This window comes from Leifsonia shinshuensis (assembly GCF_022606355.1).
In the GTDB taxonomy this organism is placed as follows: Bacteria; Actinomycetota; Actinomycetes; order Actinomycetales; family Microbacteriaceae; genus Leifsonia; species Leifsonia shinshuensis_B.
This window is the reverse complement of sequence record NZ_JAHHZQ010000001.1, coordinates 760604-786374: the sequence shown is the minus strand read 5'-3', so window position 1 is coordinate 786374 and position 25771 is coordinate 760604. Positions and strand designations below refer to the sequence as shown.

Here is a 25771-nt window from a genome sequence, read left to right as displayed (position 1 = left end):
GACGACGATGGTCGGCTCGGCCAGCCGCCAAACGCGAAAAGGAGCCCATGGCAAGGGCTTCCTCGCCCTCGACGGACTGGCCACCATCGAAATGGGCGCCCGCCAATATGTGCCGCTTCTCGGTCTCTTCCTCTCCGTCGACCCGGTCGCTGGAGGCAACGCCAATGACTACACCTACCCCAACGACCCGGTCAATGCCGCTGACACGTCCGACAATTCTGGATTCGACATCTGCGATGGCGATTCAATGTGCAAAAAGACTTGGGATGACTTCGCGGCCATAGGCGACTCGTTCATCGGAGCAAATCCGTTGAATACTGTTGCTTGCGCGAAGAGCGGCTTCACCGATTGCGACCTCGACGCAGAATCATCTGCCGGAGTTGGGGATGCTATTTCGACATGATGGTCCTACCCGGGGCTGACCGGCAACGACCTCGTCACCACCGACGCGGCCGGAATCCGGACCGGAAAGGTCGCGCTCTACGACCCGTTTGGTGACCCCATCGACCCGGGCACAGGCAGCATCGGCACCATCACCGCAGATACGTCCGGCCCCAGCAACACCACGACCCCGAATGTCTCGAACGGGTTCGAAGGGCAACACGGCAAAGGCTCCCTCACTCTCGACGGTCTCAACACCATCGAAATGGGCGCCCGCCAATACGTCCCACTCCTCGGCCGGTTCCTCTCCGTCGACCCCGTCGCCGGTGGTAATGCAAATGACTACAACTACCCCAACGACCCCATCAACGGAAACGATCTCACAGGCAAATGGGGACTCATGCTCAGCGACGCCGGCCCCGGCGGACGAGCAATCGCACCCGCAACCCTCAAAGGCATCAACAACGGCCGTGTTGGAGTGACGAAGTCGGGCGGCCTTGTCTCGGTGGCAACCAGACGAGGCGATAGTGGATCATCAAGAGGCAACGCCAACTCGCACGCTGGCTCAAGTTCCAACTCCGCCGTCTATTCGCCCCCGCCGCGTCCGCCGCTGTGGATTGCCCCTACCGTCAAACCCGCCGCACCGTTCTCGTCAACGGCTCCAACCGCGTATTGCTCGTCTTCCGTGGGATGCTATACCAACCCGAGTACCGGCATTGACTCACCGTACTCAGGGCCGGCACCTGCGGATCCCAACGGGAACGGAACGTCACAGTGCGCTGCGTCCATAGCATCCGTCGTATTCATCGAGGCGCTACCGCTGGCAGTAGTAGTTGGCGTGGCACTGGCCGGCTGGACATGTGGATCGCTAGGAGGAGGATGAAGTGGAAGGCAACGGGGCGGCGCGCCACTGGCGCGGGGTCGCACTCGGCCTGATCTTTCTGGCGTTGGGTAGCATCCCGGCAATCTTTTTCGGATGGCAGACCACAAGCTATGTACTTGCCGTAGGCGGTCTTATCCTCGCGGTTGGTGAGCTGATGTGGATCATCTGGTCTCGACGTCGACTTCTTCATGGCACAGGAGAAGGTGCGGATCCGGATGACAAGAAGAGACCTTGAGAGAAACGGCCCGGCTTTCGTTCAAGAGCAGACGGTCTTCATGCCGCTGGTACGGCATCAACGTCACCACCACGGTGGCAGCAGACGCGAGTCCTCGCAATCGACCTGGATTCCCAAGCCAACGCGACGCAAGTTTTCGGCGTAGCGGGGGAGTTAGACGCCTTCGACGTGCTCTCTGGTACGTCTGTCGCGAATACAGAGGTCGATAACTGTTCAGCTGAGGTGAGCTGGTATGTTGCTCGTTCCTCGTCCGCCCATCGTTGTGGTTGGGGCCCGTCTCGAGTTCGTCGTCGCGCGTCATGCGGTCAAGTGTGCCAGCCGCATCGTCCACCGCCCATCCAGATTCGTCTAGTCCACACTTGACTTGAATGTCTAGCCCGCACTAGACTAGCCTTATGAAGCGCAGGGACGTCCTCAAAAAGCTGAAGGCCCAGGCCAAAGCGGCAGGGAAGGACTACTCCGAAACGGAGCTGACCAACCACACCGGTATCACCATCGGCGACACCCGCTCCACCCTCGGCCGACACGCCGAAATCGACGACGTCACCGCACGCAAGTTCTTCGACCAGTTCGCCAACGAGTTCGGAAAGGGATGGTGGCGCTGATGAGCACCTACACGGTCACCGCCGAGCGCACCGCCAAGTGGTGGGTGCTGCAGGCGGTCGAAGCACCCGGGGCGATCAGCCAGGTCGCACGACTCGACCAAGCCGACCAGATCAAGGAAGCGATCTCGTTCGTCACCGGCGAGGCAGAGTACGACATCGAGATCGACCTTCAGCCGATCCTCCCTGCGGCCGCGGTACGTGCACAGCACGACGCCGCTCTGCAACGCGAGCTCGCAGCACAAGCAAACCGGGACGCTGCGTACTATTCGCGAGTCGCAGCGCACGAACTTGCAGCAGCCGGCCTAACCATGCGCGATATCGGGACCGTCCTCGGAGTGTCCTACCAGCGCGCACAGCAACTCGCTACAGCCGAGCTCGGGCCTCTGTCGAAGGCAGACTACGTTCTCGTTCGATAGCCCACATGTGACAAACAAAAAGAGCCCCGACCCACCCGAAGGTGAGCCGGGGCTCTACAGCGTTTGCGCTTACGCGAACTCCACAACCTTAGAAACCCCCGAAAATCAAGGGTTTCTGGCTACACCCCGTAGTACAGCTCGTACTCGAACGGGTGCGGGCGCTGCGCGAGGGGCTTGATCTCCTTCTCGCGCTTGTACTCGATCCAGGTCTCGATGAGCTCCGGGGTGAACACGCCGCCCGCGGTGAGGAAGTCGTGGTCGGCCTCGAGGGCGTCGAGGGCCTCGCCGAGCGATCCCGGCACCTGGGGGATGTTCTTGGCCTCCTCGGGCGGAAGCTCGTAGAGGTCCTTGTCGACCGGCTCGTGCGGCTCGATGCGGTTCTTGATGCCGTCGAGGCCGGCCATCAGCTGGGCGGCGAACGCGAGGTACGGGTTGCCCGAGGCGTCCGGCGCGCGGAACTCGATGCGCTTGGCCTTCGGGTTGGTGCCGGTGATCGGGATGCGGATGGACGCCGAACGGTTTCCGGCCGAGTAGACCAGGTTGACCGGGGCCTCGAAGCCGGGGACCAGGCGGTGGAACGAGTTCACCGTCGGGTTCGTGAAGGCCAGCACCGCCGGGGCGTGCTTGAGGAGGCCGCCGATGTACCAGCGGGCGATGTCGGACAGGCCGCCGTAGCCGGCCTCGTCGTAGAACAGCGGCTTGCCGTCGTTCCACAGCGACTGGTGGGTGTGCATGCCCGAGCCGTTGTCGCCGAAGAGCGGCTTCGGCATGAACGTGGCGGTCTTGCCCCACTGCTCCGCCGTGTTCTTGACGATGTACTTGAACTTCAGGATGTCGTCTGCGGCGTGGACCATGGTGTCGAAGCGGTAGTTGATCTCCGCCTGGCCGCCGGTGCCCACCTCGTGGTGCGCGCGCTCCAGGATGAGGCCGGCATCGATCAGCTTCAGCGAGATGTCGTCGCGGAGGTCGGCCTGCTTGTCGACAGGGCTCACCGGGAAGTAGCCGCCCTTGTAAGGGGTCTTGTTGCCGAGGTTGCCGCCCTCTTCGACGCGGCCGGAGTTCCAGGCGCCCTCCTCGGAGTCGACCGAGTAGAAGCTCGAGTTCTGCTTCACCTCGTATCGCACGTCGTCGAAGATGTAGAACTCCGCCTCCGGAGCGAAGAACGCGGTGTCCGCGATGCCGGTCGAGGCGAGGTACTTCTCGGCCTTCTTGGCGACCTGGCGGGGGTCCTTCGCGTAGATCTCACCGTTGCGGGGGTTGTAGATGTCGAACACCATGATGAGCGTGCGCTCGACGCGGAACGGGTCGATGTAGGCGGTCGAGACATCCGGGATCAGCTGCATGTCCGACTCGTGGATCGACGCGAAGCCGCGGATCGAGGAACCGTCGAACAGCTGGCCGACCGAGAAGAACTCCTCGTCGACGGTCGCTGCGGGGATGTTGAAGTGCTGCTGCACACCGGGCAGGTCGGTGAAGCGGATATCAAGGAACTTGACGTCGGTGTCCTTGATGAACTTGAGCACCTCGGAAGAATCACGGAACATACGGAGGACTCCCAATGGCTTTGCGGTGAGGGACTGCGCGTGCAGCCCAAGCTACACGCTAGGGGGAGGCCATTTCCCTCCGGTGACGCAAATGTTTCCGGCATGTTACGCCCTGGCCGGCACGTCGACCGTGTGCAGGGCTCGGGAGGCGTGCAGCCGCGACCGCTAAACTCGACGGGTGCCGCAGAACCCTCCGTCCTCCCGCTCGGGTGACATCGCGCCCAGCCGCTACCCGGGCGAACGGCTCGGCCTCCCAGAGGCGGGTCCGCACTCGGTGGGGCGCCTCGGCCGCCGCCTCGGCGCGATCGTGATCGACTGGGCTCTCGCCTCGCTGATCTCCTTCGCGTTCTTCCGCTACGACCAGTGGGCGACGCTCGGCGTCTTCGCGCTGATGCAGATCGTCTTCATCCCGACGATCGGCGGCAGCATCGGCCACCGTGTGTTCGGGATGCGCGTGGTCGCGGTCGCCGGAGGCTGGATCGGCGTGTGGCGGCCGATCGTTCGCACCGTCCTGCTGTGCATCGTCATCCCGGCTCTCGTCTGGGACTCCGACCAGCGCGGCTTCCACGACAAGGTCGCCGGAACGGTCCTCATCCGCGCGTGAGCGCTTCTGCGCCCGAGCCACCCTGCGCCTGAACCCGCTGCGCTGCGTCGTCGCGGCTACACTCCTGCCATGCGCGCCTTCGGTTTCGCCCGCGATGTGTTGCGGTCGGACGCCGCCGGCGCTCACCGGGTGACGTACACCGAGCTCTTCTTCGACCTGGTGTTCGTCTTCGCCGTCACCCAGGTCTCGCACGTGCTGCTCCACGAGCAGTCCGCGCTGTCGCTGCTCCACACCGTCATGCTCGCGATGGTGGTCTGGTGGGTGTGGATGTTCACCACGTGGGCGTCGAGCTGGCTCGACCCGGAACGGGGCGCGGTCCGCGCGCTCTTCGTCGTGCTGATGCTGCTCGGACTCCTCCTGGCATCGGCGATCCCAGAGGCGTTCGGCGACCGCGCGCTGCTCTTCGCCGTCAGCCTGGTGGCCATGCAGCTCAGCCGGAGCGTCTTCACCTTCTTCGCATTCAGCCGGGCGCATCCCGACCACGCGGCGAACTTCGTGCGCATCATCGTGTGGCACGCCACCGCGGGCGCGCTCTGGATCGTCGGCGCGTTCCTGCCCGACCAGGCCAGGCTCGTCGTCTGGCTGGTCGCCCTCGCCATCGACTACGTCGGGCCGAGGCTCAGATTCTGGACGCCGGGGATGGGAGGGTCGCCGCTCGCGAGCTGGAACGTCTCCGGTGCCCACATGTCCGAGCGGGTGAGCCTGTTCCTGATCATCGCGCTCGGCGAGTCGATCGTGGTCACCGGGGCGGCCTTCTCCACCGCACCGCTCGACGCCGTGCACCTCGGGGCGTTCCTCGCCGCGTTCGCCGGGACGGTGCTGCTCTGGCTGCTCTACTTCTCGCACGCGCAACAGCGCGGAAGCGAGTATCTCGAGAGCGCACGGGAGCGCGGGATGATCGCTCAGACCGCGTACACGTACATCCCGCTGCTGCTCGTGCTCGGGATCGTGCTCTCCGCGGTGGCCGACGGGCTCGTCCTCCGGCATCCGCTGGGAACGCCGACGCCGTGGCTGACAGGATTGCTGTGCGGCTCGGCGATCGTCTACCTGCTCGGGCTGTTGCTGTTCCGCCGGGCGACCGGGATGCGATGGTCGCTCACAGTCGTGATCGGGGCCCTCGCGCTCGGGGCCCTCTGGCCGCTCGGAGGCCTCCTCCCGACGGCGGTCGTGGTCTGGACGGCGAACGCCGTGCTGGCGGCCGTGGTCGTCGCTGAGCAACTGCTGTACCGAGGCCGGACGCAGGGCTGAGCGTCGCTCACGCGAGCCCGAACGCACGAGGGGCACGCCGTCGCACCTCTCCCGGGGGAAAGCGCGACGACGTGCCCCTCGGCACGCGGCGGGTCGGCGTCAGCGCGCGCGCTGGGCGCGGACCTTCATCGGGTCGATTCCCTTGGGGATCGGCATCGGGTTCTCGAGCGACTGCAGACGGTTGCTGATCGCCAGGACCTCCGCCTTGGTCAGGGTCGGCTTGATCTTGGCTAGCGTGCGCGGGATCTTGTGGAGCGGCACCGAGTCGGCGTCGGGGCCGACGGAGATCGTCGTGACGGGGACGTTGGGAAGCACGCGGGTGATCTTGCGTCGCTCTTCGTCGACCATCCGCTGGGTGCGGGTCTTGGGGCCCTCGCTGATGAGCACCACGCCACCGCGGCCGGTGGCGCGGTAGACCGCGTCCTGGGTCTTGCCGTTGACCGCGATCGGCATCTCGGAGCCGCGCCAGCTGCGCTTGAGCGAGCTGCGCAGCACCGCGCCGACGGCGCCCGGCTGGCCCTCGATCTGCGAGTAGGCGGCGCGCTCCGCGCGTCGGCCCAGGATGATGAGGCCGACCAGCACGCCCGCGAGCACGCCCGCCACGATCCACAGCACCATCGTGAAGACATTGCCGCCGGACAGGAACACGGCCATCGCGATGCCGGCGAGGATCGGCAGCACGATTCCGCCCACGATGTAGAGCAGCGCGCGGTCGTCGTAGCGGCGGGTCATCTGGAAGACCTGCCACATCTGCTTCAGCCGACCGGGCTCCTTGGTGGACTTGTCCTTGCGTGCCATAGTCACAAGGATACCGGCTCGACCGTCCTCTGGATGACCTGTTCACGGCCGGCGTAGCGCCGATGCGGAGGCGCCGCTCAGGCGGTCAGGAGACCGCCTGAGCGAACCCCGCGGACGCGTCGGCGAGGTGCTGGAGCTCGGCGGGAACCGGGCGCCCCTTGGCCTGCATGGACTGCGCCCAGAGCCTGCCCGCGCGATACGACGAACGCACCAGCGGGCCCGACAGCACGCCGAGGAAGCCGATCTCCTCGGCCTCCTGCTTCAGCTCGACGAACTCGTCCGGGTGCACCCAGCGCGCCACGGGGAGGTGGCGCGGACTCGGCCGCAGGTACTGCGTGATCGTGATGATGTCGGTGCCGGCGTCGTGGAGGTCTTGGAGGGCTTGGCTGATCTCGGCGCGCTCCTCGCCCATCCCGAGGATGAGGTTCGACTTGGTGATCAGCCCGGCGGCACGGCCCTGCGTGATCACGTCGAGCGACCGCTCATAGCGGAACGCGGGACGGATGCGCTTGAAGATGCGCGGGACGGTCTCCACATTGTGGGCGAACACCTCCGGCCGGGCGGAGAACACTTCGCCGAGGTGCTCCGGGCTGCCCGAGAAGTCGGGCACCAGGATCTCGACGCCGGTGCCGGGGCTCTGCCGGTGGATCTCGCGGATGGTCTCGGCGTACAGCCAGGAGCCTTCGTCCGGGAGGTCGTCGCGCGCCACGCCGGTCACCGTCGAGTACCGCAGGCCCATCGTGGCGACCGATTCGCCGACGCGGCGCGGCTCGTCGCGGTCGAACTCGGCGGGCTTGCCGGTGTCGATCTGACAGAAGTCGCAGCGCCGGGTGCACTGGGAGCCCCCGATGAGGAAGGTCGCCTCCCTGTCCTCCCAGCACTCGTAGATGTTGGGGCAGCCCGCCTCCTGACAGACGGTGTGCAGCTCCTCGGACTTGACCAGGTTCAGCAGCTGCCGGTACTCCGGCCCCATCTTGGCCTTGGTCTTGATCCAGGCGGGCTTGCGCTCGATCGGCGTCTGGGCGTTGCGTACTTCGAGCCGCAGCAGTTTGCGGCCCTCGACCGGTGCGCTCATGCGGCGACCTCCTGTGCGGCGGGGTGCGCTGCGGGGGACTGCGTCGCGGTCGGCAGCTGCGCGCCGGGCTCGGATCGTCGGGCGGCCGCGACCGGGCTCGTCGCCGGATCGGCCAGCGCGCGGTCGAGGGCGTCGCGGACCAGCGGGGCGACTTCCGCCGGAGTGACCGTGCGGCCCAGGACGCGGGAGATCGTCGTGACTCCGGCATCGCGGATCCCGCAGGCGACGATCGTGTCGTAGGCGTCGAGGCTGTTGGAGCAGTTCAGCGCGAAGCCGTGCATGGTCACGCCCTCGGCGACCCGGATGCCGATGGCGGCGATCTTCTCGTCGCGGCCGGCGCCGCCCGGCACTGCGCTGGCGCCGCGCAGCCAGACCCCGGAACGTCCGTCGACGCGCTCGCCCGGCACGCCGAGCCCGCGCAGCACTCCGATGAGCACGTCCTCCAGCCAGCGCACATACCCGACGACGTCGATCGGCTCGGCGAGCCGCAGGATCGGGTAGCCGACGAGCTGTCCCGGTCCGTGCCAGGTGATCTTGCCGCCGCGATCGACATCGATCACCGGCGTGCCGTCGGTCGGCCGCTCGTCGGGAGAGGTGCGCTTGCCCGCGGTGAAGACGGACTCGTGCTCCAGCAGCAGGATCGTGTCGGGCGCCGCGCCGGAGGAGACCTCGGCGTGGACGGCGCGCTGGTGCCGCAGCGCCTCGTCGTAGGGAACGTGGCCGGACTCGAGCCCGGAGACATCGAAGAGAGTCATGCCAGCATCCTAAGTGGACTCAGTACAAAAACTCGAACCGTGACCCGCAGCACGGTCTTCAGTCCCTCACAGCCGGGAGTCTGCGGGCGTTGTCCACTGATCGCCGGATCAGCCGCCGCAGCCTGTGCCGGCGCGGTGAGATGGGGTATGAGCATCTTCGCGCGACGTCCGATCGACCTGGCACGGCTTGCCGCCGCCGTGGCGTCTGAAGCGGGGTGGGAGATCGAGCGGTGCGAGGGGGACGCCGGCGCGGAAGGGGAGGGGGAAGCGCGTGCGGGTGGCGTGGAGCGCGGGCCGAGCGGGAGTGCGGTGCGTGCGCGCGGGCTCCGCGGGAGGGCCGTCGCCTCGCCGTCGGCGACGCGGGTCTCGATCGTGGTGAGTGGGGGAGAGCTGCCCAGCCCGGCGCGAATGACGCTCGCCGTCGACGACGAGGGCGAGGGATCCGAGGCGAAGGCATGCGCGGACATCCGGTCCGAGCACGTTCCTCGCATGCTGCCGCCCCCCGAGCTCCGTGCGATCCGGGCGGCGCGTGCCCGTGGGCTCCTGATCCGCCTCGTCGAGCATCCGACGAGGGGGACACTCGGCGACCTGCTCGCGCGAGCGGTCGGGCTGGCGATCGGGGAGGCCGCCACGGTGTTGGTGGCCGTCGCTCGCGGTCTCGCCGACCTCCATGCCTGCGGCCGGGCGGCCGCTGTGCTCACCCCGGGGTGCATCGGGTTCCGTGGCGACGGCTGCCCGATCCTCACGGGGATCGAACGGCTGCGTCCACTCGACCCCGAAACTGGGCGGGAAGACCTGCGTGCGTTCGCGGCCCTGGCCGAGACCGTGTGCTCCGCGGTGCCTGGCGGCCGCGCCGCGGGACTGCTCGCAGCAGCGACGGCGGGAGGTCATCGGTGCTGGGATGACGTGATCTCCGCGATCCTGTGCGCCGCGGATCCGACCGCGATCGTGCGACGCCCTGAGGCCGCAGCGGCACCGGCGGCGCTCCGGAGGGCGCTCGCGGTCGAGAGCGCGACGCCGCTGCGCATCGGTAGCGGACCGAGGTCGCTGGAAGCCGCTGCTCGCGACGCCCACCCGCGGCTGCGCCCGCCGGAGGCGGTCGAGCACTCCTGGGATCTCGAAGCGACCGTCCTCCGCGAAGACGTCCGTGCGGCTGTGTCGGCAGTGACGCACGACGGTGCCCGAGGGCCGGGGGAGGGCGCACGTCGCGAGGCGGTGCGAACCGTGGCCCCGACCGGGAGGGGTGACGACGGCCGGGCGATGGGACGTGCAGGGTGGGGCGACGACGGCCCAGCGACGGATGGAGCGGCGCGCGATGGCGGCCCAGTAACGGAAGGAGCGGCGCGCGATGGTGCCGGCAGAGCGGGAGCCCTTGGCGTGGGGGATAGCGGCGGCGGGAGTCGTACGGAACAGACGGGCTGGGACGGCGGCGCGCGCAGCGTTGAGGGTGCCCGCTGGGACGGCGACCAGCGATACGCAGTGTCACCGGCGGGTGCTGGCTCGGGACCCGCCGGGGAGTCTGCCCAGTGGGACCGCGATCAGCGAGTCGCAGAAGGCGCCGGGTGGGACCGAGACGAACGACCCACACCCGCCCGGTGGAGTGGTGACCCGCCTGCCACGGTGCCGCCGAGGCGCAGCAGCACCGGGTATGGCACAGCACCGGTGGGGTGGGATGACGGGCGTGCGGCACCGTCAGCGCCCGCGCTGAGCAGCGGCACCGCGGCGGAGAGGGCAGCACCGGCCCGGAGGGATGACGGGCGAGCGGCACCGTCAGTGCCTTCGCGCCTGGGCGAAGAGACCGCGCGGTCGCCCGCGGCACGGCGTCCGTCGGTGGGCCGGCGCGCGGCGGAGCGTCGCGGCGCAACCGCGTCGGGGAGCGACCGCGTTCTGGGCACGGTCGAACGGCTGCTCCACGCGGCCGGAGACCGACCGCTCGGGCGGTTCGTCGGCGCGGCGCGAGCCTGGGCTGCCGAGCGGCCGCTGCTGGTCGGGATCGCGCTCGTCCCGTTGGTGGGCGTGCTGCTCGCCCTTGTGCTGGTCCCGGCCGACGAACCAGCGGGCGAGGTGGTGGGGGGACGCAGCGTGAGAGGTAGCGGGGAAAGCAGTTCGGCCCTGGTCCGCTGAAGCGGAACAGGGCCGAACCGATGTCGCTCGAGCCGTGAGCTCAGAGCTGGTGCGACCGTCGAGGCCGCGGGTGGGTCAGATGCCGAGGCTGCCCTCGAACGCGCCGCCCTCGAGGCGGTTCTTCACCGCGACGAGGAAGCGGGCGGCGTCGGCGCCGTCGACGATGCGGTGGTCGTACGACAGGGCGAGGTACACCGTCGAACGGATCGCGATCGAGTCCGTGCCCTCGGCCGAGATGACGACCGGCTTCTTGGTGACGATGCCGGTTCCCAGGATCGCGACCTGCGGGAGGAAGACGACCGGGGTGTCGAACAGCGCGCCGCGCGAACCGGTGTTGGTGAGCGTGAACGTGCCGCCCGCCAGCTCGTCGGGCTTGAGGCGGTTGTCGCGCGTGCGCTCGGCCAGATCGGCGATCTCGCCGGCGAGGCCGGCGATGTCGAGGTCGGACGCGTTGCGGATGACCGGGGTCAGCAGCCCGCGCTCCGTGTCCACGGCGATCGAGATGTTCTCGTGGTCCGGGTAGACGATGCTGTCACCGTCGACGGTGGCGTTGATGACCGGGTAGGCCTTCAGCGCCTCAGCGGCGGCGAGAGCGAAGAACGGCAGGAACGACAGCTTCGTGCCGGTCTTAGCGAGGAAGTCGGCCTTGACCTTGTCGCGGAGGGCGGCGACCTTGGTCACGTCCACCTCGACGACGGTCGTCAGCTGCGCAGTCGACTGCATCGAGACGACGGCGCGCTCGGCCACGACCTTGCGGAGCCGCGTCATCTGCTGCGTGGTACCGCGCAGCGGCGAGACCTCGACGACAGGAGCAGCGGCGGCCGGGGCAGCGGCAGCGGCCGCGGGGGCGGCGGCGGACAGGATGTCCTCCTTGCGGATGCGACCGCCGACACCCGTGCCGGTGACGGTCGACAGGTCGACGCCCTGCTCGTTCGCGAGCTTGCGGACGATCGGGGTGACATAGCCGGCATTGCCCGCGTGCGCGCCCGAGGTGGCAGCAGGAGCTGCAGCCGGAGCGGGAGCGGCGGCCGGAGCCGGAGCGGCGGCCGAAGCCGGAGCAGCAGCAGGAGCCTCCTGCACCGGCGCAGCAGCCGGAGCCGGCGTCGGCTCGGCTGCGGGAGCGGACACAGCGGCGGGAGCGGCCTCCTGCGCCGGAGCGGCGGCCGGGGCCTCCTGGACCGGAGCGGCAGGAGCGGGCGCGGCAGGAGCAGGCTCAGCGGCAGCGGGCGCAGCGGGAGCAGGCTCAGCGACCTCCTGCACCGGAGCGGCAGCCTCGGCCGGGGCGGCCTCTTGCGCGGGGGCCGCGGCCTCGGGAGCCGAGCCGGCGCCGGAGCCGTCGCCGATCGTCACGAGCGCGGTGCCCACCTCGACGGTCTCGTCCTCCTGCACCAGGATCGCCTCGATGACGCCCGCGACGGGCGAGGGGATCTCAGTGTCGACCTTGTCGGTCGAGACCTCGAGCAGGGGCTCGTCGACCTCGACACGGTCGCCAACGTTCTTCAGCCAGCGGGTGACCGTGCCTTCCGTGACACTCTCGCCGAGTGCCGGGAGGCTGACGGATTCGCTCATGAGCTTTTCTCCTTCAAAACCTGATCGTTCAGTAGCTTATTGCAGCCGCACCTGCGGCAGACGTCTTCAGAGGGTGTGCAGCGGCTTGCCTGCGAGGTACAGGAAAGCCTCGCCCAGCGACTCGTTCTGCGTGGGGTGCGCGTGGATGAACGGGGCGATGTCCTCCGGGTACGCCTCCCAGTTCACGGCCAGCTGCGCCTCGCCGATCAGTTCGCCCACGCGGGCTCCGATCATGTGCACGCCGACGACGGGGCCGTCCTTCACGCGCACGACCTTGACCGAGCCGCTCGTGCCGATGATCTCGCTCTTGCCGTTGCCGGCCAGGCTGTAGTCGTAGCTCGTGACTGCGTCGGTTCCGTACTGCTCGACCGCCTTGGCCTCGGTGAGGCCGATGGAGGCGACCTCCGGGTCGCAGTAGGTGACCTTGGGGATGTTGACGTCGGGAACGACGATCGGGTTGAGACCGGCGATCTCCTCTGCCACGAAGATGCCCTGCTGGAAGCCGCGGTGCGCGAGCTGCAGGCCGGGGACGATGTCGCCGACGGCGTAGACGCCGGGGATGTTGGTCTGGAGGCGCTCGTCGGTGATGACGAAGCCGCGGTCGAGCGTGACGCCGACCTCGTCGTATCCCATGCCCTGCGTGAGCGGGCCGCGGCCGACGGCGACGAGGAGGAGCTCGGCCTCGACGGTGCTGCCGTCTTCGAGCGAGACGACGACGCCGTTCTCGTTCTGGGTCACGCCCGAGAAGCGGACGCCGAGGCGGTAGTCGATGCCACGGCGGCGGAACGCGCGCTCGAGCGACTTGCTGATCGCCTCGTCCTCGTTGGGGACCAGGTGCGGCAGCGCCTCGATGATGGTGACCTCTGCGCCGAACGACTTCCAGACGCTGGCGAACTCGACGCCGATGACGCCGCCGCCGAGGACCGCGACCTTCTTGGGCACGAAGTCGAGCTCGAGCGCCTGCTCGCTCGTGATCACGCGGCCGCCGATCTCGAGGCCGGGGAGGCTGCGCGAGTAGGAGCCGGTGGCGAGGATGACGTTCTTGCCCACGATGGTGTCGTCGCCGACCTGCACGGTGGTGGGGGAGGTGAGGCGGCCCTCGCCCTCGATGACGGTGATGCCGCGGGCCTTGACCAGGCCCTGCAGGCCCTTGTACTTCTTGGCGATGATGCCCTGGCGGTACTCGGTCACGCCGTTGATGTCGACGCCCTGGAGCTGGGTGATGATGCCGTACTTGGCCGATTCGCGCGAGTAGTCCGCGACCTCGGCCGCGTGCAGCAGCGCCTTGGTGGGGATGCAGCCGCGGTGCAGGCAGGTGCCGCCGACCTTGTCCTTCTCGATCATGCCGACGGTGAAACCGAGCTCGGCCGCACGCAGCGCTGCTGCGTAGCCTCCACTCCCACCGCCGAGCACCACAATGTCAAAGTTCTGCTCAGACACCCAGCTACTCCCTCGCGTGCATCAGGATTCGTGACACGATCCTGCCCCGAGGGGTGGCCCGAAGCAGGAGTTGCATGGGCAGGATTTTCCCGCCCATACGACCCTACTACCTCTGGGAAAAGTCCTCGGCCAAACGGATGAGCGCGCGTACGCTCACGGCGGACGGTCCCTTGCCGGTGAACCCGTAGGGGGCGGACGGCCCCTTGGCCGGCCCCGCGATGTCGAGGTGCGCCCACGGGATGCGCGGTGCGTCGTCCGCGTCGCCGGTGCGGCCGACGAACTCCTGGAGGAAGACGCCGGCCAGCAGCATCCCTCCCGCGGTGACGCCCGGGTTGGCGTTGGCGATGTCGGCGACGTCGGAGTTGATGGTCGCCCGCAGCTCGCCGGCGAGCGGCATCGGCCAGAGCAGCTCGCCCGAGGCCTTGGCCGCGGCGATGACGTCGCCGACCAGGTCGTCCGAGCCCATCACGGCCGCGTAGCGCGTGCCCAGCGCGACCATCGCAGCGCCGGTGAGCGTCGCGACGTCCACGATCGCGTCGGGGTGCTCCTCGCCGGCGGCGACGAGGCCGTCCGCGAGCACGAGCCGGCCCTCCGCGTCGGTGTTGAGCACCTCGACCGTGCGACCGCCGCGGATGCGCAGCACGTCGTTGGGGCGGATGGCCGAGCCGGACGGCATGTTCTCGGCGAGGCAGAGCCACGCGGTCACGTGCACGGGCAGAGCGAGCCGTGCTGCGGCGAGGGCCACGGCGAGGACGGTGGCCGCGCCGGTCATGTCGTACTTCATCCCCACCATGCCGGAGGCCGGCTTGAGCGACAGTCCGCCCGAGTCGAAGGTGATGCCCTTGCCGACGAGCGCGAGGTGCTTGGCGGCGTCCGCCGGCGCGTAGTCGACCTTCACCAGCCGCGGCGGACGGGTCGAGCCCTGCCCGACGCCCAGGATGCCCCCGAAGCCCTCGGCGGCCAGACGGCGCTCGTCCCAGACCTCGACGGTGACGGGGAGACCCTCTGCCGCCTCCTCGACGCGCGCGACGAACGACGCGGGGTAGAGGTCGATCGGGGGAGTGTTCACCAGATCCTTCACGAGGGAGGCGGCACCCGACACTGCGCGGGCGCGGGCGACGAGGGCGTCGCCGGCGTCGGACGACCCGATCGCCTCGATCGTCTCGACTGGGGTCTTCACACCGGCGCGGCTGGCCGTGCGGTACTCGGTGAAGGCGTATGCGCCCAACGCCGCTCCTTCGAGCACGGCTCCCAGCTGCGCGTCGTCGGCCGCCGGGAGGTCGATGGCGACGTGGCCGACGCCGGCGAGCTGACGGATCGCGGTGCCCGCCGCGTACCGCAGGGCGTCCTCGTCGACCGGCTCAGGAAGCCCGACGACCGCGAGCCCGGGGCCCCCCGCCGAGCCCGGGAGCCGTACCAGCTCGTCCTTGCCCCCGCCGAAGCCGACCGCCGCCAGCTCGTCGGCCAGCCCGGCACGGGCGCTGGACGAGAGGACCGAGACGCCGTCGGAGCCGCCGCGCGCGGCGACGACGAGAACGGCGGCGTCGGGGGAGGGAACGGACGAGAGGAGGAGTGCGGGAGCGGTCATGCCTCGACATTAGCCGCTGCCGCCCGTGTCCTCGCGGATGCCGCCTGTTCGCTGTGGGCGTGCTGCGAGCGGGGCCGACCGCAGGGTGCGCGCCGGGAGCTCGGCCTAGAGTTGAAGTATGCGAGACCCCGGCGAACTGTACGAGCTGAACCCGGCACTGGAGGTGCCGGAGGGCCTCCCGCTGATCGCGGGGCTCACCGGTTTCGCCGATGCCGGATCCGGTGTGAGCCAGTTGGGCACCTATCTGCTCGGCACGCTCGACAGCGAAGTCGTCGCGACCTTCGACGCCGACATCCTCCTGGACTACCGCGCTCGCCGGCCGATCATCTACTTCGATCAGGACCACCTGGCCGATTACCAGCCGTCCACGCTGCGGCTGCACCTGGTGTACGACGAACTGCGCCAGCCGTTCCTCTTCTTGTCCGGCTTCGAGCCCGACTTCCGCTGGGAGGCGTTCACCGAGGCGGTCCTCGGCCTGATCGAGCGCTTCAAGGTGAAGAACGTGACGTGGGTGCACTCCATCCCGATGCCGGTGCCGCACACGCGCCGCATCGGTGTGACCGTCAGCGGCAACCGCCACGACCTGATCGAGGCGATGTCGATCTGGAAGCCGCAGACCCAGGTGCCGGGCAACGCCCTCCATCTCCTCGAGTTCCGCCTGCAGCAGCTGTCGTACCCGATCGCAGGGTTCGTGCTCCTGATCCCGCACTACCTGGCCGACACCGAGTATCCCGCGGCCGCGATCGCCGGCCTCGAGAGCATCAGCGCGGCGACCGGGCTCATCTTCCCGACCGACCGCTTGCGCGAGGAGGACCGCGAGTTCATCGCGAACATCGACGAGCAGGTCGCGGGCAATCCCGAGCTCGGCAAGCTGGTGGGCACGCTGGAGGAGCGGCACGACAGCTATATGGAGGACACGCAGCTGCGCTCCCCGCTCACCGATCGCGACGGGGAGCTGCCCAGCGCCGACGAGATCGCCGCCGAGCTGGAGAACTTCCTCGCCTTCCGCCGACACGGCGACGACGAGAACCCCCGCGGCGACCGCTGAACCTCGTCGCAGCCGCCGCAGGCGTCGGGGGTGGAGTGTGAGCCGGGCGTAGGATCGTGAGGTGAATTCGCGGCGGTCCTGGGTCATCTTCGGGATCGGAGTCTTCGCTTATCTGGTCGCCGTCATGCAGCGCACGAGTATCGGCGTCGCCGGTGTCGCGGCGACGGAGCGGTTCCACGTCTCGGCTGCGGTCCTCTCGTCGCTGGCCGTCGTCCAGCTGATCGTGTACGCGGCGATGCAGGTGCCTGTCGGCGTCCTCATCGACCGGGTGGGCTCCCGCGCGCTGATGATCGCCGGCACCGCTCTGATGGTGGTCGGCCAGGTCACCGTGGCCTTCGCTCCGACGATCACGCTGGCGATCGTCGGGCGCATCCTGGTCGGTGCCGGCGATGCCACGGTGTTCACGTCGCTGATGCGGTTGGTGAACTCCTGGTTCCGCGGCCGGCTCGTCCCTCAGCTGTCGCAGTGGATCGGCAACATCGGCCAGCTCGGCCAGGTTCTGTCGGCCGTCCCGTTCGCCCTGCTGCTGCACCAGTCCGGGTGGACGACCGCCTTCCTGAGCGCGGCGTCGGTGTCGGTCGTCGCCCTCGTCGGGATCGTCGCGGCCATCCGCGACCGCCCGGTGGGATCCAGCGAGGGTCCGCGTCCCGCCACCTGGCCGGAGTCGATGCGCCAGCTGCGCATCAGCCTCGCGCGGCCCGGTACGCAGCTCGGTTTCTGGTCGCACTTCACGACGCAGTCCTCCGGAACGGTCTTCAGCCTGATGTGGGGGCTGCCGTTCATGGTGTTCGCGCTGGGCATCGACCCGGCGGAGGCCAGCGGCCTCCTGATCGTGTCGGTCGTGGCGGGCCTGATCTCCGGACCGATCCTCGGGCTGCTGACGGCCCGCTTCCCGCTGCGGCGCAGCAACCTGGTCCTCGGCATCGTCGGCATGATGGGCCTCGTCTGGGCGCTGGTTCTGCTGTGGCCGGGGACGCCTCCGCTCTGGCTGCTGATCCTGCTGCTGGTCGCGATCGGGATCGGCGGCCCGGGGTCGCTGATCGGCTTCGATTTCGCGCGCACCTCGAACCCGCTGCACAGTCTCGGCTCCGCCAACGGGATCGTGAACGTGGGAGGGTTCCTCGCGAGCTTCGTGATGATGTTCCTCATCGGCGTCGCCCTCGACGCGCAGAACACGGCCCATACGACGGCGGGGCTGTACGCGCTCGACTCGTTCCGCTGGGCGTTCGCGCTGCAGTACCTGATCGTCGGGCTCGGCGTGGTGTTCCTCGTGCGGGCGCGCCGACGCACCCGCCGCCGGCTGGCGGAGGACGAGGGAATAGAAGTGGGGCCTCTCTGGGTTGCACTCGTAGACGTTTGGCGGGGGCGACGTGGTCGGGAGCCCGGCGATAACGTGCAATAATTGATATCTGGACCCGTTCATGTCCTGAGGTTGGAGCGCTTGATGGCGCCCGGCGAGAACACTCAGGACTTGACATGGGTCTTAGTAATGTCCGCACGCGACCTCAGTCGGGCGCCCGGCCGCCGCACCTCGGCCCCCGCCCGGTATGAAAGCCAGCTTTGTATGGAAGGTAGGCACATGGCAACCCGTGCAGCTACGAAGGCCCGTGAGGCCGAGACCGTCGACGAGACCCCCGAGACGGACGAGACCGCCACCGCCTCGACGGCCGCTAAGCCTGCCCCCAAGAAGGCAGCCAAGGCTCCCGCCAAGAAGGCGACGACGAAGAAGGCCGCGAAGGGCGACGACGACGAGGAGCTCGACGACGACGCCGAGGTCGAGATCGACGAGGACGACGCCGTCGAGGGCGACACGGAGTCCGAGGACTCCGACGAGTCCGAAGGCGACGGCGACGACTCCGACGAGTCCGGCCCGAAGGGCGAGAACGCGGCCGTGCAGGCCGCGGCCGACGCTCCGCTGCCCACCGACGCACTCGTGCTCCGCGCGGTCGACGAAGACGACGACGTCCCCGTCTACTCGACGACGATCACCGGCGCGACGGCCGACCCGGTCAAGGACTACCTGAAGCAGATCGGCAAGGTCCCGCTGCTCAACGCCGCGGAGGAGGTCGAGCTCGCGATGCGTATCGAGGCCGGCCTGTTCGCGGAGGACAAGCTCGCGAACACCCCGAACATGCCCAAGGAGCTCGAGCGCGAGCTGCGCTGGGTGGCCCGCGACGGCCAGCGTGCCAAGAGCCACCTGCTCGGCGCGAACCTGCGACTCGTGGTCAGCCTCGCCAAGCGCTACACCGGCCGTGGCATGCAGTTCCTCGACCTCATCCAGGAGGGCAACCTGGGCCTGATCCGTGCGGTCGAGAAGTTCGACTACACCAAGGGCTTCAAGTTCTCGACGTACGCCACCTGGTGGATCCGTCAGGCGATCACGCGCGCGATGGCCGACCAGGCCCGCACCATCCGCATCCCGGTGCACATGGTGGAGGTCATCAACAAGCTGGCCCGCGTCCAGCGGCAGATGCTGCAGGACCTCGGCCGCGAGCCCACCCCGGAAGAGCTCTCCAAGGAGCTCGACATGACCCCCGAGAAGGTCATCGAGGTGCAGAAGTACGGTCGCGAGCCCATCTCGCTGCACACGCCGCTCGGCGAGGACGGCGACAGCGAGTTCGGCGACCTGATCGAGGACACCGAGGCGGTCGTCCCGGCCGACGCGGTCGGTTTCACCATGCTGCAGAAGCAGCTGGAGAGCCTCCTCGACTCCCTGTCCGAGCGCGAGGCGGGCGTGATCCGCATGCGCTTCGGGCTGGGCGACGGAATGCCGAAGACGCTCGACCAGATCGGCGACACCTTCGGTGTGACGCGTGAGCGCATCCGTCAGATCGAGTCGAAGACGATGGCGAAGCTCCGCCACCCGTCCCGCTCGCAGTCGCTGCGCGACTACCTCGAATAAAGTGCGCTATCGACTGGCGGTCATCGCCGGCCGCCTCGCCCGCTGGCTTCTGCGCCTGCGGGGAGGCGGCTCCGCGGTGCCGGGACGGGTCGCGCTCGCGATCGCGCCCAAGTTCCTGGAGCGTGCGGTCAGCCGCCTTCCGCTCGGCGTCGTCTTCGTCTCCGGGTCGAACGGCAAGTCGACCACGACGAACATGCTCACGGCGATCCTGCGCGAGCACGGTCTGAACGTCTTCACGAACCCGTCCGGAGGCAACCTCCCGCAGGGGATCGCCTCGGCTCTGCTGGCGGACGTTCCGCTCGACGGGTACGTGCGCGGCGACGTCGGCGTCATCGAGGTCGACGAGGCCTACGGCGTCGACCTGGCGACGGTGCTCAAGCCCCGGGGCTCCCTGCTGCTCAACGTTCAGATCGACCAGCTCAACCGGTTCTTCGAGCCCACCCGCGTCATCGGGATGCTCCGCACCATCGCGGAGCGCTCCGGTGAGTTCGTCGTGGTGAACGCCGATGACGACAGCCTGGCGCGCGTCGGCGCGGAGCTCGCCGCCGAGGGGCGGGACGTCACCACGTTCGCCGTCGCCCCTGCGATCATCGAGTCGTCGCCGAACGGCCTCGCCAACGTCACCGACTTCTCCGGTGCCGCTGCTGGTGCACTGCCGGTGCCCGCCGTCTTCGTCAGCAAGCTGGAGACCCAGAGCGCACAGCTGACCATCGGCGGTGAGTCCCTCCGCATCGGCCTTCCCGCGCGCGGCCTCCACTATGCGGTGGACGCGGCCGGAGCGACGGCGACGGCGCGTCGGGTGCTGGGCGACGACTTCCGCTCGGAGGCCGTGGTCGCGGCCATGGGCTCGCTCCGCACGGTCTACGGCCGCGGCGAGACGCTGCGGGTCGGCGACGAGGACATCGAGATCATCATGATGAAGAACCCGCCGAGCCTGCAGCTCAACCTCGACTACCTGAGCCACAGCCCGGAGCAGCTCTTCGTCTCCGTCGACGAGGGCACGCCCGATCCGTCCTGGGTGTACGACATCGACCTCTCCAAGCTGGAGCACGTCGACATCGTGTCGGGCACGAAGGCCTGGCAGTTCGCCACCCGGTTCGCCTACGCCGGCATCGAGGTCGACCAGGTGATGCCCGAGCTCAAGCCCGCGCTGCAGGCGTTCCTGGCGCTGCCCAAACCGGCGCGTGGCACCAAGACGATGATCGTGAACTACGAGCAGATGATGGCGATCCGCAAGCAGCTGGGCTTCCTCGACCTGGAAGGCGGTGCTTCGTGAGCGTCTTGCGCATCCTCCACCTCTACCCGCGCGAACTCGGGATCAACGGTGACGCCGGCAACGTGCTGGCCCTCGCCGAGCGTGCCCGCTGGCGGGGCGTGGAGGCGGAGGTCGTCACTCACGCGCCGGGCGGCGAACTCCCCACCAGCGTGGACATCGTGCACATCGGCTCCGGCCCGCTCTCGTCGCAGCGCGCGGTCGCGGGCGACGTGGCACGCATCGCCCCGCAGCTGCGGCAGTGGCGCGATGCGGGTGTGCCCATCCTCGCGATCGCGGGAGGCTGGCAGCTGCTCGGCACCGAGATCGTGACGCCGGAGGGCGAGACGCTCGCGGGTGCGGGAGTCTTCCCCACGCGCGCCGTGCTCGGCTCGCGCCGCCATGTCGCCGAGGTCGTCGTGACGACACGGGACGGCCTCACCCTCGCCGGGTTCGAGAACCACTCCGCGACCACGACGCTCCAGGGCGGCGAGCCTCTGGGCACCGTCGTGAGCGGCTTCGGCAACGGCGACCGCACGGAGGGGGTCGTCATCGGCAGCGCGATCGGGACGCACCTGCACGGTCCGGTGCTGCCGATGAACCCGGTGCTCGCCGACCGGATGCTGCAGACCGCCGTTCGCGGCGAGCTGCCGCCGGTCTCGCAGACCGAGCGTGTCGACCGCTACGCCACCAACGCCCGCCGCGCGATCGCCGACCGGCTCAGCGTCTCGCTCTGACGCCGGCGGCGGGTCAGTTGACGTAGACGCGGGGCACGCGTGAGGCGACGCCGGTGACCATCTCGTCGGCGATGGTCTCGGCCCAGTCGGCGTACTTCTCTGCGGTGACGTCACCGGAGCGGCCGGTGCCGAACAGCACGGCCGTATCGCCGACGTTCACACGAGCGGAGCCGGCGTCGACGAGCATGGAGTCGACCTCCACCGCCATCACCGGGCAGCGGCGGCCGGCCAGCAGCACCGACGTCTTGGCGATCCCGAGCGTCGGGACGCCGTCGCCGTAGCCGATCGCGAGTCGCGCCCGGGTGGTGCCGGCGACGTGCACCTCGGTGACCGGCGCCTCCAGTCGCATGACGGCCTCCAGCCCCAGCTCCGCTCCCGTGCTGTCGTCGAACGGCGAGAAGCCGTAGGCGGCGATCCCGAACCGCACGAAGTCGAAGCGAGCCTCCGGCATGCGGATGCCCGCGGAGCTGGCCGCGAGGTGCAGCACCTCGAACCGTGCGCCGCGCTCCTCCGCCTCGGCGACCGCGCTGCGGAACTCCGCCAGGGCGGCTTCGTCGTCGGCGATGGAGGCGTCGGCCAGGTGCGACCACGCGGCGCGGATGCGGACGATCCCGCGCCGCTCCAGGTCGAGAGCGGCGTCGATCAGGTGCGGCCAGTCTTCTCGGGTGGCGCCGTTGCGGCTGAGCCCGGTGTCGACCTTGAGGTGGACGACCGCCGGCCGGTCGGCGCCGGCTTCCTCGATCGCCTCGAGCTGCCAGACGGCGGAGATGCCGAGCTCGATGTCGGCCTCGATCGCGGCGCGCCAGTCGGTGTCGCGGCCGTGCAACCACGCCAGCATCGGCACGGTGATGCCCGCGCTGCGCAGCACCAGCCCGGCCGGCACCTCCAGGACGGCGAGAGAGGTCGCGCCGGCCTCCAGCCCGGCCTCCGCGATCGGGATCAGCCCGTGGCCGTACGCATCGGCCTTCACCGCGAGCATGGTCTGCGCCGGGGCGATGAGCTCAGTGAGATGCGCCACGTTTCGGCGGAGGGCCGCCAGGTCGATGACCGCGCGGGGGAGGGGTTCGGCGATCGCGTCCACGATGGTCATGCGCTCGCGCTCCTCGTCGGTCGGTGGTGGTCGAAGGTCACGCTGCGTAGACCCGTTCGATACGCCGGCCGAGCCGGCTCGTGATGACGGGCGCGGCGACGCCGAGCGCGGCCGCCCAGTCGGTGGCGGCGGGTTCGCCGCGGGCCGGGTCGCCGAACAGGACGACCGGATCGCCGGTGGCGGCGTCGGCGTCGGCGATGTCGACCACGAACTGGTCCATGGCGATGCGGCCCGTGATGCGCCCCGTCGTCTCGCCGACGAGTACGGGCGCCTTGTTCGAAGCGACCCGCAGGATCCCGTCGGCATAACCGAGTGCGACCAGCACGAGCGTGCTCGGCCGCTCGGTGCGGTACGTGTAGCCGTACGACACGCCGCGGTCGGCGCCCACACGCTTGACGGCGATGACCTCGGCCGTCAACCGGAGGGCGGGCGTGGCCGAACGGGAAGCGTCGAGACCGAGGATCTCCGGACCGAGCAGGTTCTGAGCGCCGCTCGCGTGCCGGCCGGCGGGCGCCCCCGCACGCGCGGGAACGGGGATGCCGGCATCCGCCAGGGCAGAGGCGTCCTCGACCCGGGAGACGAGAAAACCGCCGACCCCCGCGTCCGTCAGCGCACGCGCCACGGGGATGAGCCCGTGGCCGTACGCGTCGGCGCGGAGATCGGCGGTGCAGTCGGGGAGTGGTGCGGGGGCGGCAGCGGAGAGGTTGGAGCGGATGGCATCGAGATCGACGAATGCGCGTCTGCGCACGCCGGTGGCTCCTGCCATCGCCCGATCAGCTCCGTCTCGAGGCTCGCCCGCGGACCCGCGGCAGACCTAGGCGCGCTGCTCTTCGAAGAGACGCGCGGTCTCGTCGTGCCAGCTGTGCGCGATCTGCGAGAGCTTCTCCTGGTGCTTCTTGCCGTGGTGGGCGCAGAAGAGGAGTTCGCCGTTGTTGACGACGACGCGGATGTACGCCTGAGCGCCACAGCTGTCGCAGCGGTCCGCGGCCGTCAGTTGCGGCCCCGACTCGAGCTCGTCAACCGCACCGTTCTCCGAGGTGATAGTAGACATGTGATGCTCCTTTCCGTCGCAACCGGTGAACTCGGTATCTCTATAGAACCACGTAAACCCGGCTGCAAGGCGCGTATTGGCTGCTATTTCGCTCAACGCGTAGCCTCCGGCCCCGCGGGTGTCGATCGCGGGTTCACCCCGCGCACCGCATACTCTGGAGGATGCACGGCGCCCCGATCGGTAGCGGGTGCGCACGGAACAGGCACGGAACACAAGGAGCGCTCGTGGCGAGCTCGGACTATTCGGCGAGGCACCTCTCGGTGCTGGAGGGCCTGGAGGCGGTGCGCAAGCGCCCGGGCATGTACATCGGCTCCACCGACTCGCGCGGCCTCATGCACTGCCTGTGGGAGATCATCGACAACTCCGTCGACGAGGCGCTGGCCGGGCACGGCAGTGCCATCGAGGTCATCCTGCACCCGGACGACAGCGTCGAGGTCCGCGACACCGCGCGCGGCATCCCGGTCGACGTCGAGCCGAAGACCGGACTGACCGGTGTGGAGGTCGTGTTCACCAAGCTGCACGCGGGCGGCAAGTTCGGCACCGGTTCGTACGCGGCGTCGGGCGGCCTCCACGGCGTCGGTGCGTCGGTGGTCAACGCGCTGTCCGAGCGACTCGACGTGGAGGTCGACCGCGACGGCAAGACCTGGGCGATGTCGTTCCACCGCGGCGAGCCCGGCGTGTTCGCCGACGGCTCCGCCGCCCCGAGCCCGGACGCCGCCTTCTCCCCGTTCGTCAGCGGCAGCGAGCTGCGCATCGCCGGCAAGGTCGCCAAGGGTGTGACGGGCACGCGCATCCGCTACTGGGCCGACCGCCAGGTGTTCACGAAGGGAGCCGAGTTCTCGGTCGACGACCTGATCGGTCGCGCCCGCCAGACCGCGTTCCTCGTGCCGGGCCTCGCCATCACGATCGACGACAAGCGTTCGGCCGAGGGAGAGCGGACCACCTTCAGCTACAACGGCGGTATCTCGGAGTTCGTGGACTTCCTCGCGCCCGACAGCCCGATCACCGAGACCTGGCGCCTCACCGGCGAGGGCCACTTCACCGAGACCGTGCCCGTGCTGTCCGACAGCGGTGCGATGGTGCCGACCGAACTCAAGCGCGAGTGCCAGGTCGACATCGCGCTGCGCTGGGGCACCGGCTACGACACCGTGATGCGGTCGTTCGTCAACATCATCGCGACGCCCAAGGGCGGCAGCCACCAGACCGGCTTCGACCAGGGACTCCTCAAGTTCCTGCGCCAGCAGGTCGAGCAGAACGCGCGCCGGCTCAAGGCGGGGACCGACAAGCTCGAGAAGGACGACGTGATGGCGGGACTGACCGCTGTTCTCACGGTGCGCCTCCCCGAGCCGCAGTTCGAGGGCCAGACCAAGGAGGTGCTGGGCACCCCGGCGGTGCGCACCATCGTCGCGAACGTGATCCAGAAGGCGCTGGCCGAGCGGTTCTCGTCGTCGAAGCGCGACGACAAGACGCAGTCGGCGCTGGTGCTCGACAAGGTCGTCGCCGAGATGAAGTCGCGGATCTCGGCACGGGCGCACAAGGAGACGCAGCGTCGCAAGAACGCGCTGGAGACCTCCTCGCTGCCCGCGAAGCTCGTGGACTGCCGCTCGAGCGACGTGGCGAACAGCGAGCTGTTCATCGTGGAGGGCGACTCGGCGCTCGGAACCGCGCGTCGCGCCCGCGACAGCGAGTACCAGGCGCTGCTGCCGATTCGCGGCAAGATCCTGAACGTGCAGAAGGCCTCCGTGTCCGACATGCTGTCGAATGCCGAGTGCGCGGCGATCATCCAGGTGATCGGTGCGGGTTCCGGCCGGTCGTTCGAGATCGGCTCCGCCCGCTACGGCAAGGTCATCATCATGTCGGACGCCGATGTCGACGGGGCGCACATCCGCACCCTGCTGCTCACGCTGTTCTTCCGCTACATGCGGCCGATGATCGAGGAGGGCCGGGTGTTCGCCGCCGTGCCACCGCTCCATCGCGTGGTGGCGATCAATCCCGGCTCGAAGCCCAACGAGACGATCTACACGTACTCCGAGGCGGAGCTGCAGGCCGTGCTCGCCGACCTGAAGAAGCGCGGCAGGAAGTACCAGGAGCCGATCCAGCGCTACAAGGGTCTCGGCGAGATGGACGCGGACCAGCTGGCGACGACGACGATGGACCGCGCGCACCGTACGCTGCGCCGCGTGCGCGTCTCGGACGCGGAGGCGGCGAACCGCGTGTTCGAGCTGCTGATGGGCAACGACGTGGCCCCGCGCAAGGAGTTCCTCATCGCGAGCGCCGACGACCTGTCCCGCGCCCGCATCGACGCGTAGTCGGTAACTCCGGAGGTCGCGCCGCGCAAACGGCGTGTCGAACCGCAACTCCGGAGATCTCGGCTGGCCGGGCCGCGATCTCCGGAGTTGGCAACACGACTACGCATTCGCAACGCC

Annotated in this window: 24 protein-coding genes; 14 read left to right on the top strand and 10 right to left on the bottom strand. The window is 69.1% G+C overall.

Annotated elements, in window-relative coordinates; all coding sequences use genetic code 11:
- Nucleotides 1-7: 7 nt before the first annotated feature.
- From KNO15_RS03760 to KNO15_RS03745, 5 genes are all read left to right on the top strand, one after another.
- Complete coding sequence (locus KNO15_RS03760; RefSeq protein ID WP_241702100.1) at nucleotides 8-403, top strand: RHS repeat-associated core domain-containing protein; 396 nt, start codon at nucleotides 8-10, stop codon at nucleotides 401-403.
- A gap of 15 nt (nucleotides 404-418) precedes the next feature.
- Entirely contained in the window at nucleotides 419-1264 is an 846-nt protein-coding gene (locus KNO15_RS23460; RefSeq protein ID WP_374113150.1) for an RHS repeat-associated core domain-containing protein, read from the top strand.
- A 1-nt stretch (nucleotide 1265) separates the two neighbouring features.
- Nucleotides 1266-1499, top strand: a complete 234-nt coding sequence (locus KNO15_RS03755; protein WP_241702099.1) for a hypothetical protein — start codon at nucleotides 1266-1268, stop codon at nucleotides 1497-1499.
- Nucleotides 1500-1894: 395 nt separating this feature from the next.
- Nucleotides 1895-2104 carry a ribonuclease PH gene (locus KNO15_RS03750; RefSeq protein ID WP_241702098.1) on the top strand — a complete coding sequence of 70 codons (210 nt, stop codon included), beginning with the start codon at nucleotides 1895-1897 and terminating at the stop codon, nucleotides 2102-2104.
- Nucleotides 2104-2520, top strand: a complete 417-nt coding sequence (locus tag KNO15_RS03745; protein WP_241702097.1) for a hypothetical protein — start codon at nucleotides 2104-2106, stop codon at nucleotides 2518-2520. Before KNO15_RS03750 ends, KNO15_RS03745 begins: the two co-directional genes overlap by 1 nt.
- Nucleotides 2521-2639: 119 nt before the next feature.
- On the opposite strand, the gene glnA is transcribed toward KNO15_RS03745, so the two are convergent.
- A complete protein-coding gene (gene glnA, locus KNO15_RS03740; RefSeq protein WP_241702096.1) occupies nucleotides 2640-4064 on the bottom strand; it encodes a type I glutamate--ammonia ligase in 1425 nt (474 codons plus the stop codon).
- A 178-nt stretch (nucleotides 4065-4242) separates the two neighbouring features.
- Between glnA and KNO15_RS03735 the strand changes: the two genes are divergently transcribed.
- On the top strand, nucleotides 4243-4668 hold the full coding sequence (locus KNO15_RS03735; protein ID WP_241702095.1) for an RDD family protein: 426 nt from the start codon (nucleotides 4243-4245) through the stop codon (nucleotides 4666-4668).
- Between the two features lie 69 nt (nucleotides 4669-4737).
- Nucleotides 4738-5916 carry a low temperature requirement protein A gene (locus KNO15_RS03730; protein WP_241702094.1) on the top strand — a complete coding sequence of 393 codons (1179 nt, stop codon included), beginning with the start codon at nucleotides 4738-4740 and terminating at the stop codon, nucleotides 5914-5916.
- Nucleotides 5917-6015: 99 nt separating this feature from the next.
- Here KNO15_RS03730 and KNO15_RS03725 read toward each other — a convergent pair whose 3' ends face one another.
- From KNO15_RS03725 to lipB, 3 genes are all read right to left on the bottom strand, one after another.
- On the bottom strand, nucleotides 6016-6714 hold the full coding sequence (locus tag KNO15_RS03725; protein ID WP_241702093.1) for a DUF4191 domain-containing protein: 699 nt from the start codon (nucleotides 6712-6714) through the stop codon (nucleotides 6016-6018).
- A gap of 85 nt (nucleotides 6715-6799) precedes the next feature.
- A complete protein-coding gene (gene lipA / locus KNO15_RS03720; protein ID WP_241702092.1) occupies nucleotides 6800-7789 on the bottom strand; it encodes a lipoyl synthase in 990 nt (329 codons plus the stop codon).
- Nucleotides 7786-8544: a lipoyl(octanoyl) transferase LipB gene (gene lipB, locus KNO15_RS03715; RefSeq protein ID WP_241702091.1), complete on the bottom strand. Its 759-nt coding sequence runs from the start codon at nucleotides 8542-8544 to the stop codon at nucleotides 7786-7788. Before lipB ends, lipA begins: the two co-directional genes overlap by 4 nt.
- Before the next feature lie 147 nt (nucleotides 8545-8691).
- Between lipB and KNO15_RS03710 the strand changes: the two genes are divergently transcribed.
- Entirely contained in the window at nucleotides 8692-10668 is a 1977-nt protein-coding gene (locus tag KNO15_RS03710; RefSeq protein WP_241702090.1) for a hypothetical protein, read from the top strand.
- Between the two features lie 75 nt (nucleotides 10669-10743).
- On the opposite strand, the gene sucB is transcribed toward KNO15_RS03710, so the two are convergent.
- The 3 genes from sucB to KNO15_RS03695 form a co-directional block, all read right to left on the bottom strand.
- The gene (sucB, locus tag KNO15_RS03705) at nucleotides 10744-12237 is read right to left on the bottom strand and encodes a 2-oxoglutarate dehydrogenase, E2 component, dihydrolipoamide succinyltransferase (RefSeq protein ID WP_241702089.1); all 1494 of its coding nucleotides are present in this window, start codon (nucleotides 12235-12237) and stop codon (nucleotides 10744-10746) included.
- Nucleotides 12238-12303: 66 nt separating this feature from the next.
- Complete coding sequence (gene lpdA, locus KNO15_RS03700; RefSeq protein WP_241702088.1) at nucleotides 12304-13677, bottom strand: dihydrolipoyl dehydrogenase; 1374 nt, start codon at nucleotides 13675-13677, stop codon at nucleotides 12304-12306.
- A gap of 106 nt (nucleotides 13678-13783) precedes the next feature.
- Entirely contained in the window at nucleotides 13784-15265 is a 1482-nt protein-coding gene (locus tag KNO15_RS03695; RefSeq protein WP_241702087.1) for a leucyl aminopeptidase, read from the bottom strand.
- 118 nt (nucleotides 15266-15383) lie between these two features.
- On the opposite strand from KNO15_RS03695, the gene KNO15_RS03690 reads away from it, so the two are divergent.
- From KNO15_RS03690 to KNO15_RS03670, 5 genes are all read left to right on the top strand, one after another.
- Nucleotides 15384-16313, top strand: a complete 930-nt coding sequence (locus KNO15_RS03690) for a proteasome assembly chaperone family protein (protein ID WP_241702086.1) — start codon at nucleotides 15384-15386, stop codon at nucleotides 16311-16313.
- A gap of 61 nt (nucleotides 16314-16374) precedes the next feature.
- The gene (locus KNO15_RS03685; protein WP_241702085.1) at nucleotides 16375-17715 is read left to right on the top strand and encodes an MFS transporter; all 1341 of its coding nucleotides are present in this window, start codon (nucleotides 16375-16377) and stop codon (nucleotides 17713-17715) included.
- Nucleotides 17716-17877: 162 nt separating this feature from the next.
- Nucleotides 17878-19215, top strand: a complete 1338-nt coding sequence (locus tag KNO15_RS03680) for an RNA polymerase sigma factor (protein ID WP_278046462.1) — start codon at nucleotides 17878-17880, stop codon at nucleotides 19213-19215.
- A gap of 1 nt (nucleotide 19216) precedes the next feature.
- The gene (locus KNO15_RS03675) at nucleotides 19217-20491 is read left to right on the top strand and encodes a MurT ligase domain-containing protein (protein ID WP_241702083.1); all 1275 of its coding nucleotides are present in this window, start codon (nucleotides 19217-19219) and stop codon (nucleotides 20489-20491) included.
- Nucleotides 20488-21204: a type 1 glutamine amidotransferase gene (locus KNO15_RS03670; RefSeq protein WP_241702082.1), complete on the top strand. Its 717-nt coding sequence runs from the start codon at nucleotides 20488-20490 to the stop codon at nucleotides 21202-21204. The genes KNO15_RS03675 and KNO15_RS03670 overlap by 4 nt, the downstream gene beginning before the upstream one ends.
- Nucleotides 21205-21217: 13 nt before the next feature.
- On the opposite strand, the gene KNO15_RS03665 is transcribed toward KNO15_RS03670, so the two are convergent.
- The 3 genes from KNO15_RS03665 to KNO15_RS03655 all read right to left on the bottom strand — a co-directional run bounded on the left by KNO15_RS03665 (nucleotide 21218) and on the right by KNO15_RS03655 (nucleotide 23345).
- Nucleotides 21218-22294, bottom strand: coding sequence for an alanine racemase (locus KNO15_RS03665; RefSeq protein WP_241702081.1), 1077 nt, complete (start codon nucleotides 22292-22294; stop codon nucleotides 21218-21220).
- 37 nt (nucleotides 22295-22331) lie between these two features.
- On the bottom strand, nucleotides 22332-23042 hold the full coding sequence (locus KNO15_RS03660) for an alanine racemase (protein ID WP_241702080.1): 711 nt from the start codon (nucleotides 23040-23042) through the stop codon (nucleotides 22332-22334).
- Nucleotides 23043-23108: 66 nt separating this feature from the next.
- Entirely contained in the window at nucleotides 23109-23345 is a 237-nt protein-coding gene (locus tag KNO15_RS03655) for a DUF7455 domain-containing protein (protein ID WP_055915732.1), read from the bottom strand.
- A gap of 224 nt (nucleotides 23346-23569) precedes the next feature.
- Here KNO15_RS03655 and KNO15_RS03650 point away from each other — a divergent pair, with 224 nt between their 5' ends.
- Nucleotides 23570-25654, top strand: coding sequence for a DNA gyrase/topoisomerase IV subunit B (locus KNO15_RS03650; RefSeq protein ID WP_241702079.1), 2085 nt, complete (start codon nucleotides 23570-23572; stop codon nucleotides 25652-25654).
- Nucleotides 25655-25771 lie beyond the last annotated feature (117 nt).

Bases quoted from the DNA above. Each gene is read 5' to 3' on its own strand.
- KNO15_RS03760 (WP_241702100.1), top strand. From the start codon at position 8: ATGGTCGGCTCGGCCAGCCGCCAAACGCGAAAAGGAGCCCATGGCAAG.
- KNO15_RS03750 (WP_241702098.1), top strand. From the start codon at position 1,895: ATGAAGCGCAGGGACGTCCTCAAAAAGCTGAAGGCCCAGGCCAAAGCG.
- KNO15_RS03745 (WP_241702097.1), top strand. From the start codon at position 2,104: ATGAGCACCTACACGGTCACCGCCGAGCGCACCGCCAAGTGGTGGGTG.
- glnA (WP_241702096.1), bottom strand. From the start codon at position 4,064: ATGTTCCGTGATTCTTCCGAGGTGCTCAAGTTCATCAAGGACACCGAC.
- KNO15_RS03730 (WP_241702094.1), top strand. From the start codon at position 4,738: ATGCGCGCCTTCGGTTTCGCCCGCGATGTGTTGCGGTCGGACGCCGCC.
- KNO15_RS03725 (WP_241702093.1), bottom strand. From the start codon at position 6,714: ATGGCACGCAAGGACAAGTCCACCAAGGAGCCCGGTCGGCTGAAGCAG.
- lipA (WP_241702092.1), bottom strand. From the start codon at position 7,789: ATGAGCGCACCGGTCGAGGGCCGCAAACTGCTGCGGCTCGAAGTACGC.
- lipB (WP_241702091.1), bottom strand. From the start codon at position 8,544: ATGACTCTCTTCGATGTCTCCGGGCTCGAGTCCGGCCACGTTCCCTAC.
- KNO15_RS03710 (WP_241702090.1), top strand. From the start codon at position 8,692: ATGAGCATCTTCGCGCGACGTCCGATCGACCTGGCACGGCTTGCCGCC.
- sucB (WP_241702089.1), bottom strand. From the start codon at position 12,237: ATGAGCGAATCCGTCAGCCTCCCGGCACTCGGCGAGAGTGTCACGGAA.
- KNO15_RS03695 (WP_241702087.1), bottom strand. From the start codon at position 15,265: ATGACCGCTCCCGCACTCCTCCTCTCGTCCGTTCCCTCCCCCGACGCC.
- KNO15_RS03690 (WP_241702086.1), top strand. From the start codon at position 15,384: ATGCGAGACCCCGGCGAACTGTACGAGCTGAACCCGGCACTGGAGGTG.
- KNO15_RS03680 (WP_278046462.1), top strand. From the start codon at position 17,878: ATGGAAGGTAGGCACATGGCAACCCGTGCAGCTACGAAGGCCCGTGAG.
- KNO15_RS03665 (WP_241702081.1), bottom strand. From the start codon at position 22,294: ATGACCATCGTGGACGCGATCGCCGAACCCCTCCCCCGCGCGGTCATC.
- KNO15_RS03655 (WP_055915732.1), bottom strand. From the start codon at position 23,345: ATGTCTACTATCACCTCGGAGAACGGTGCGGTTGACGAGCTCGAGTCG.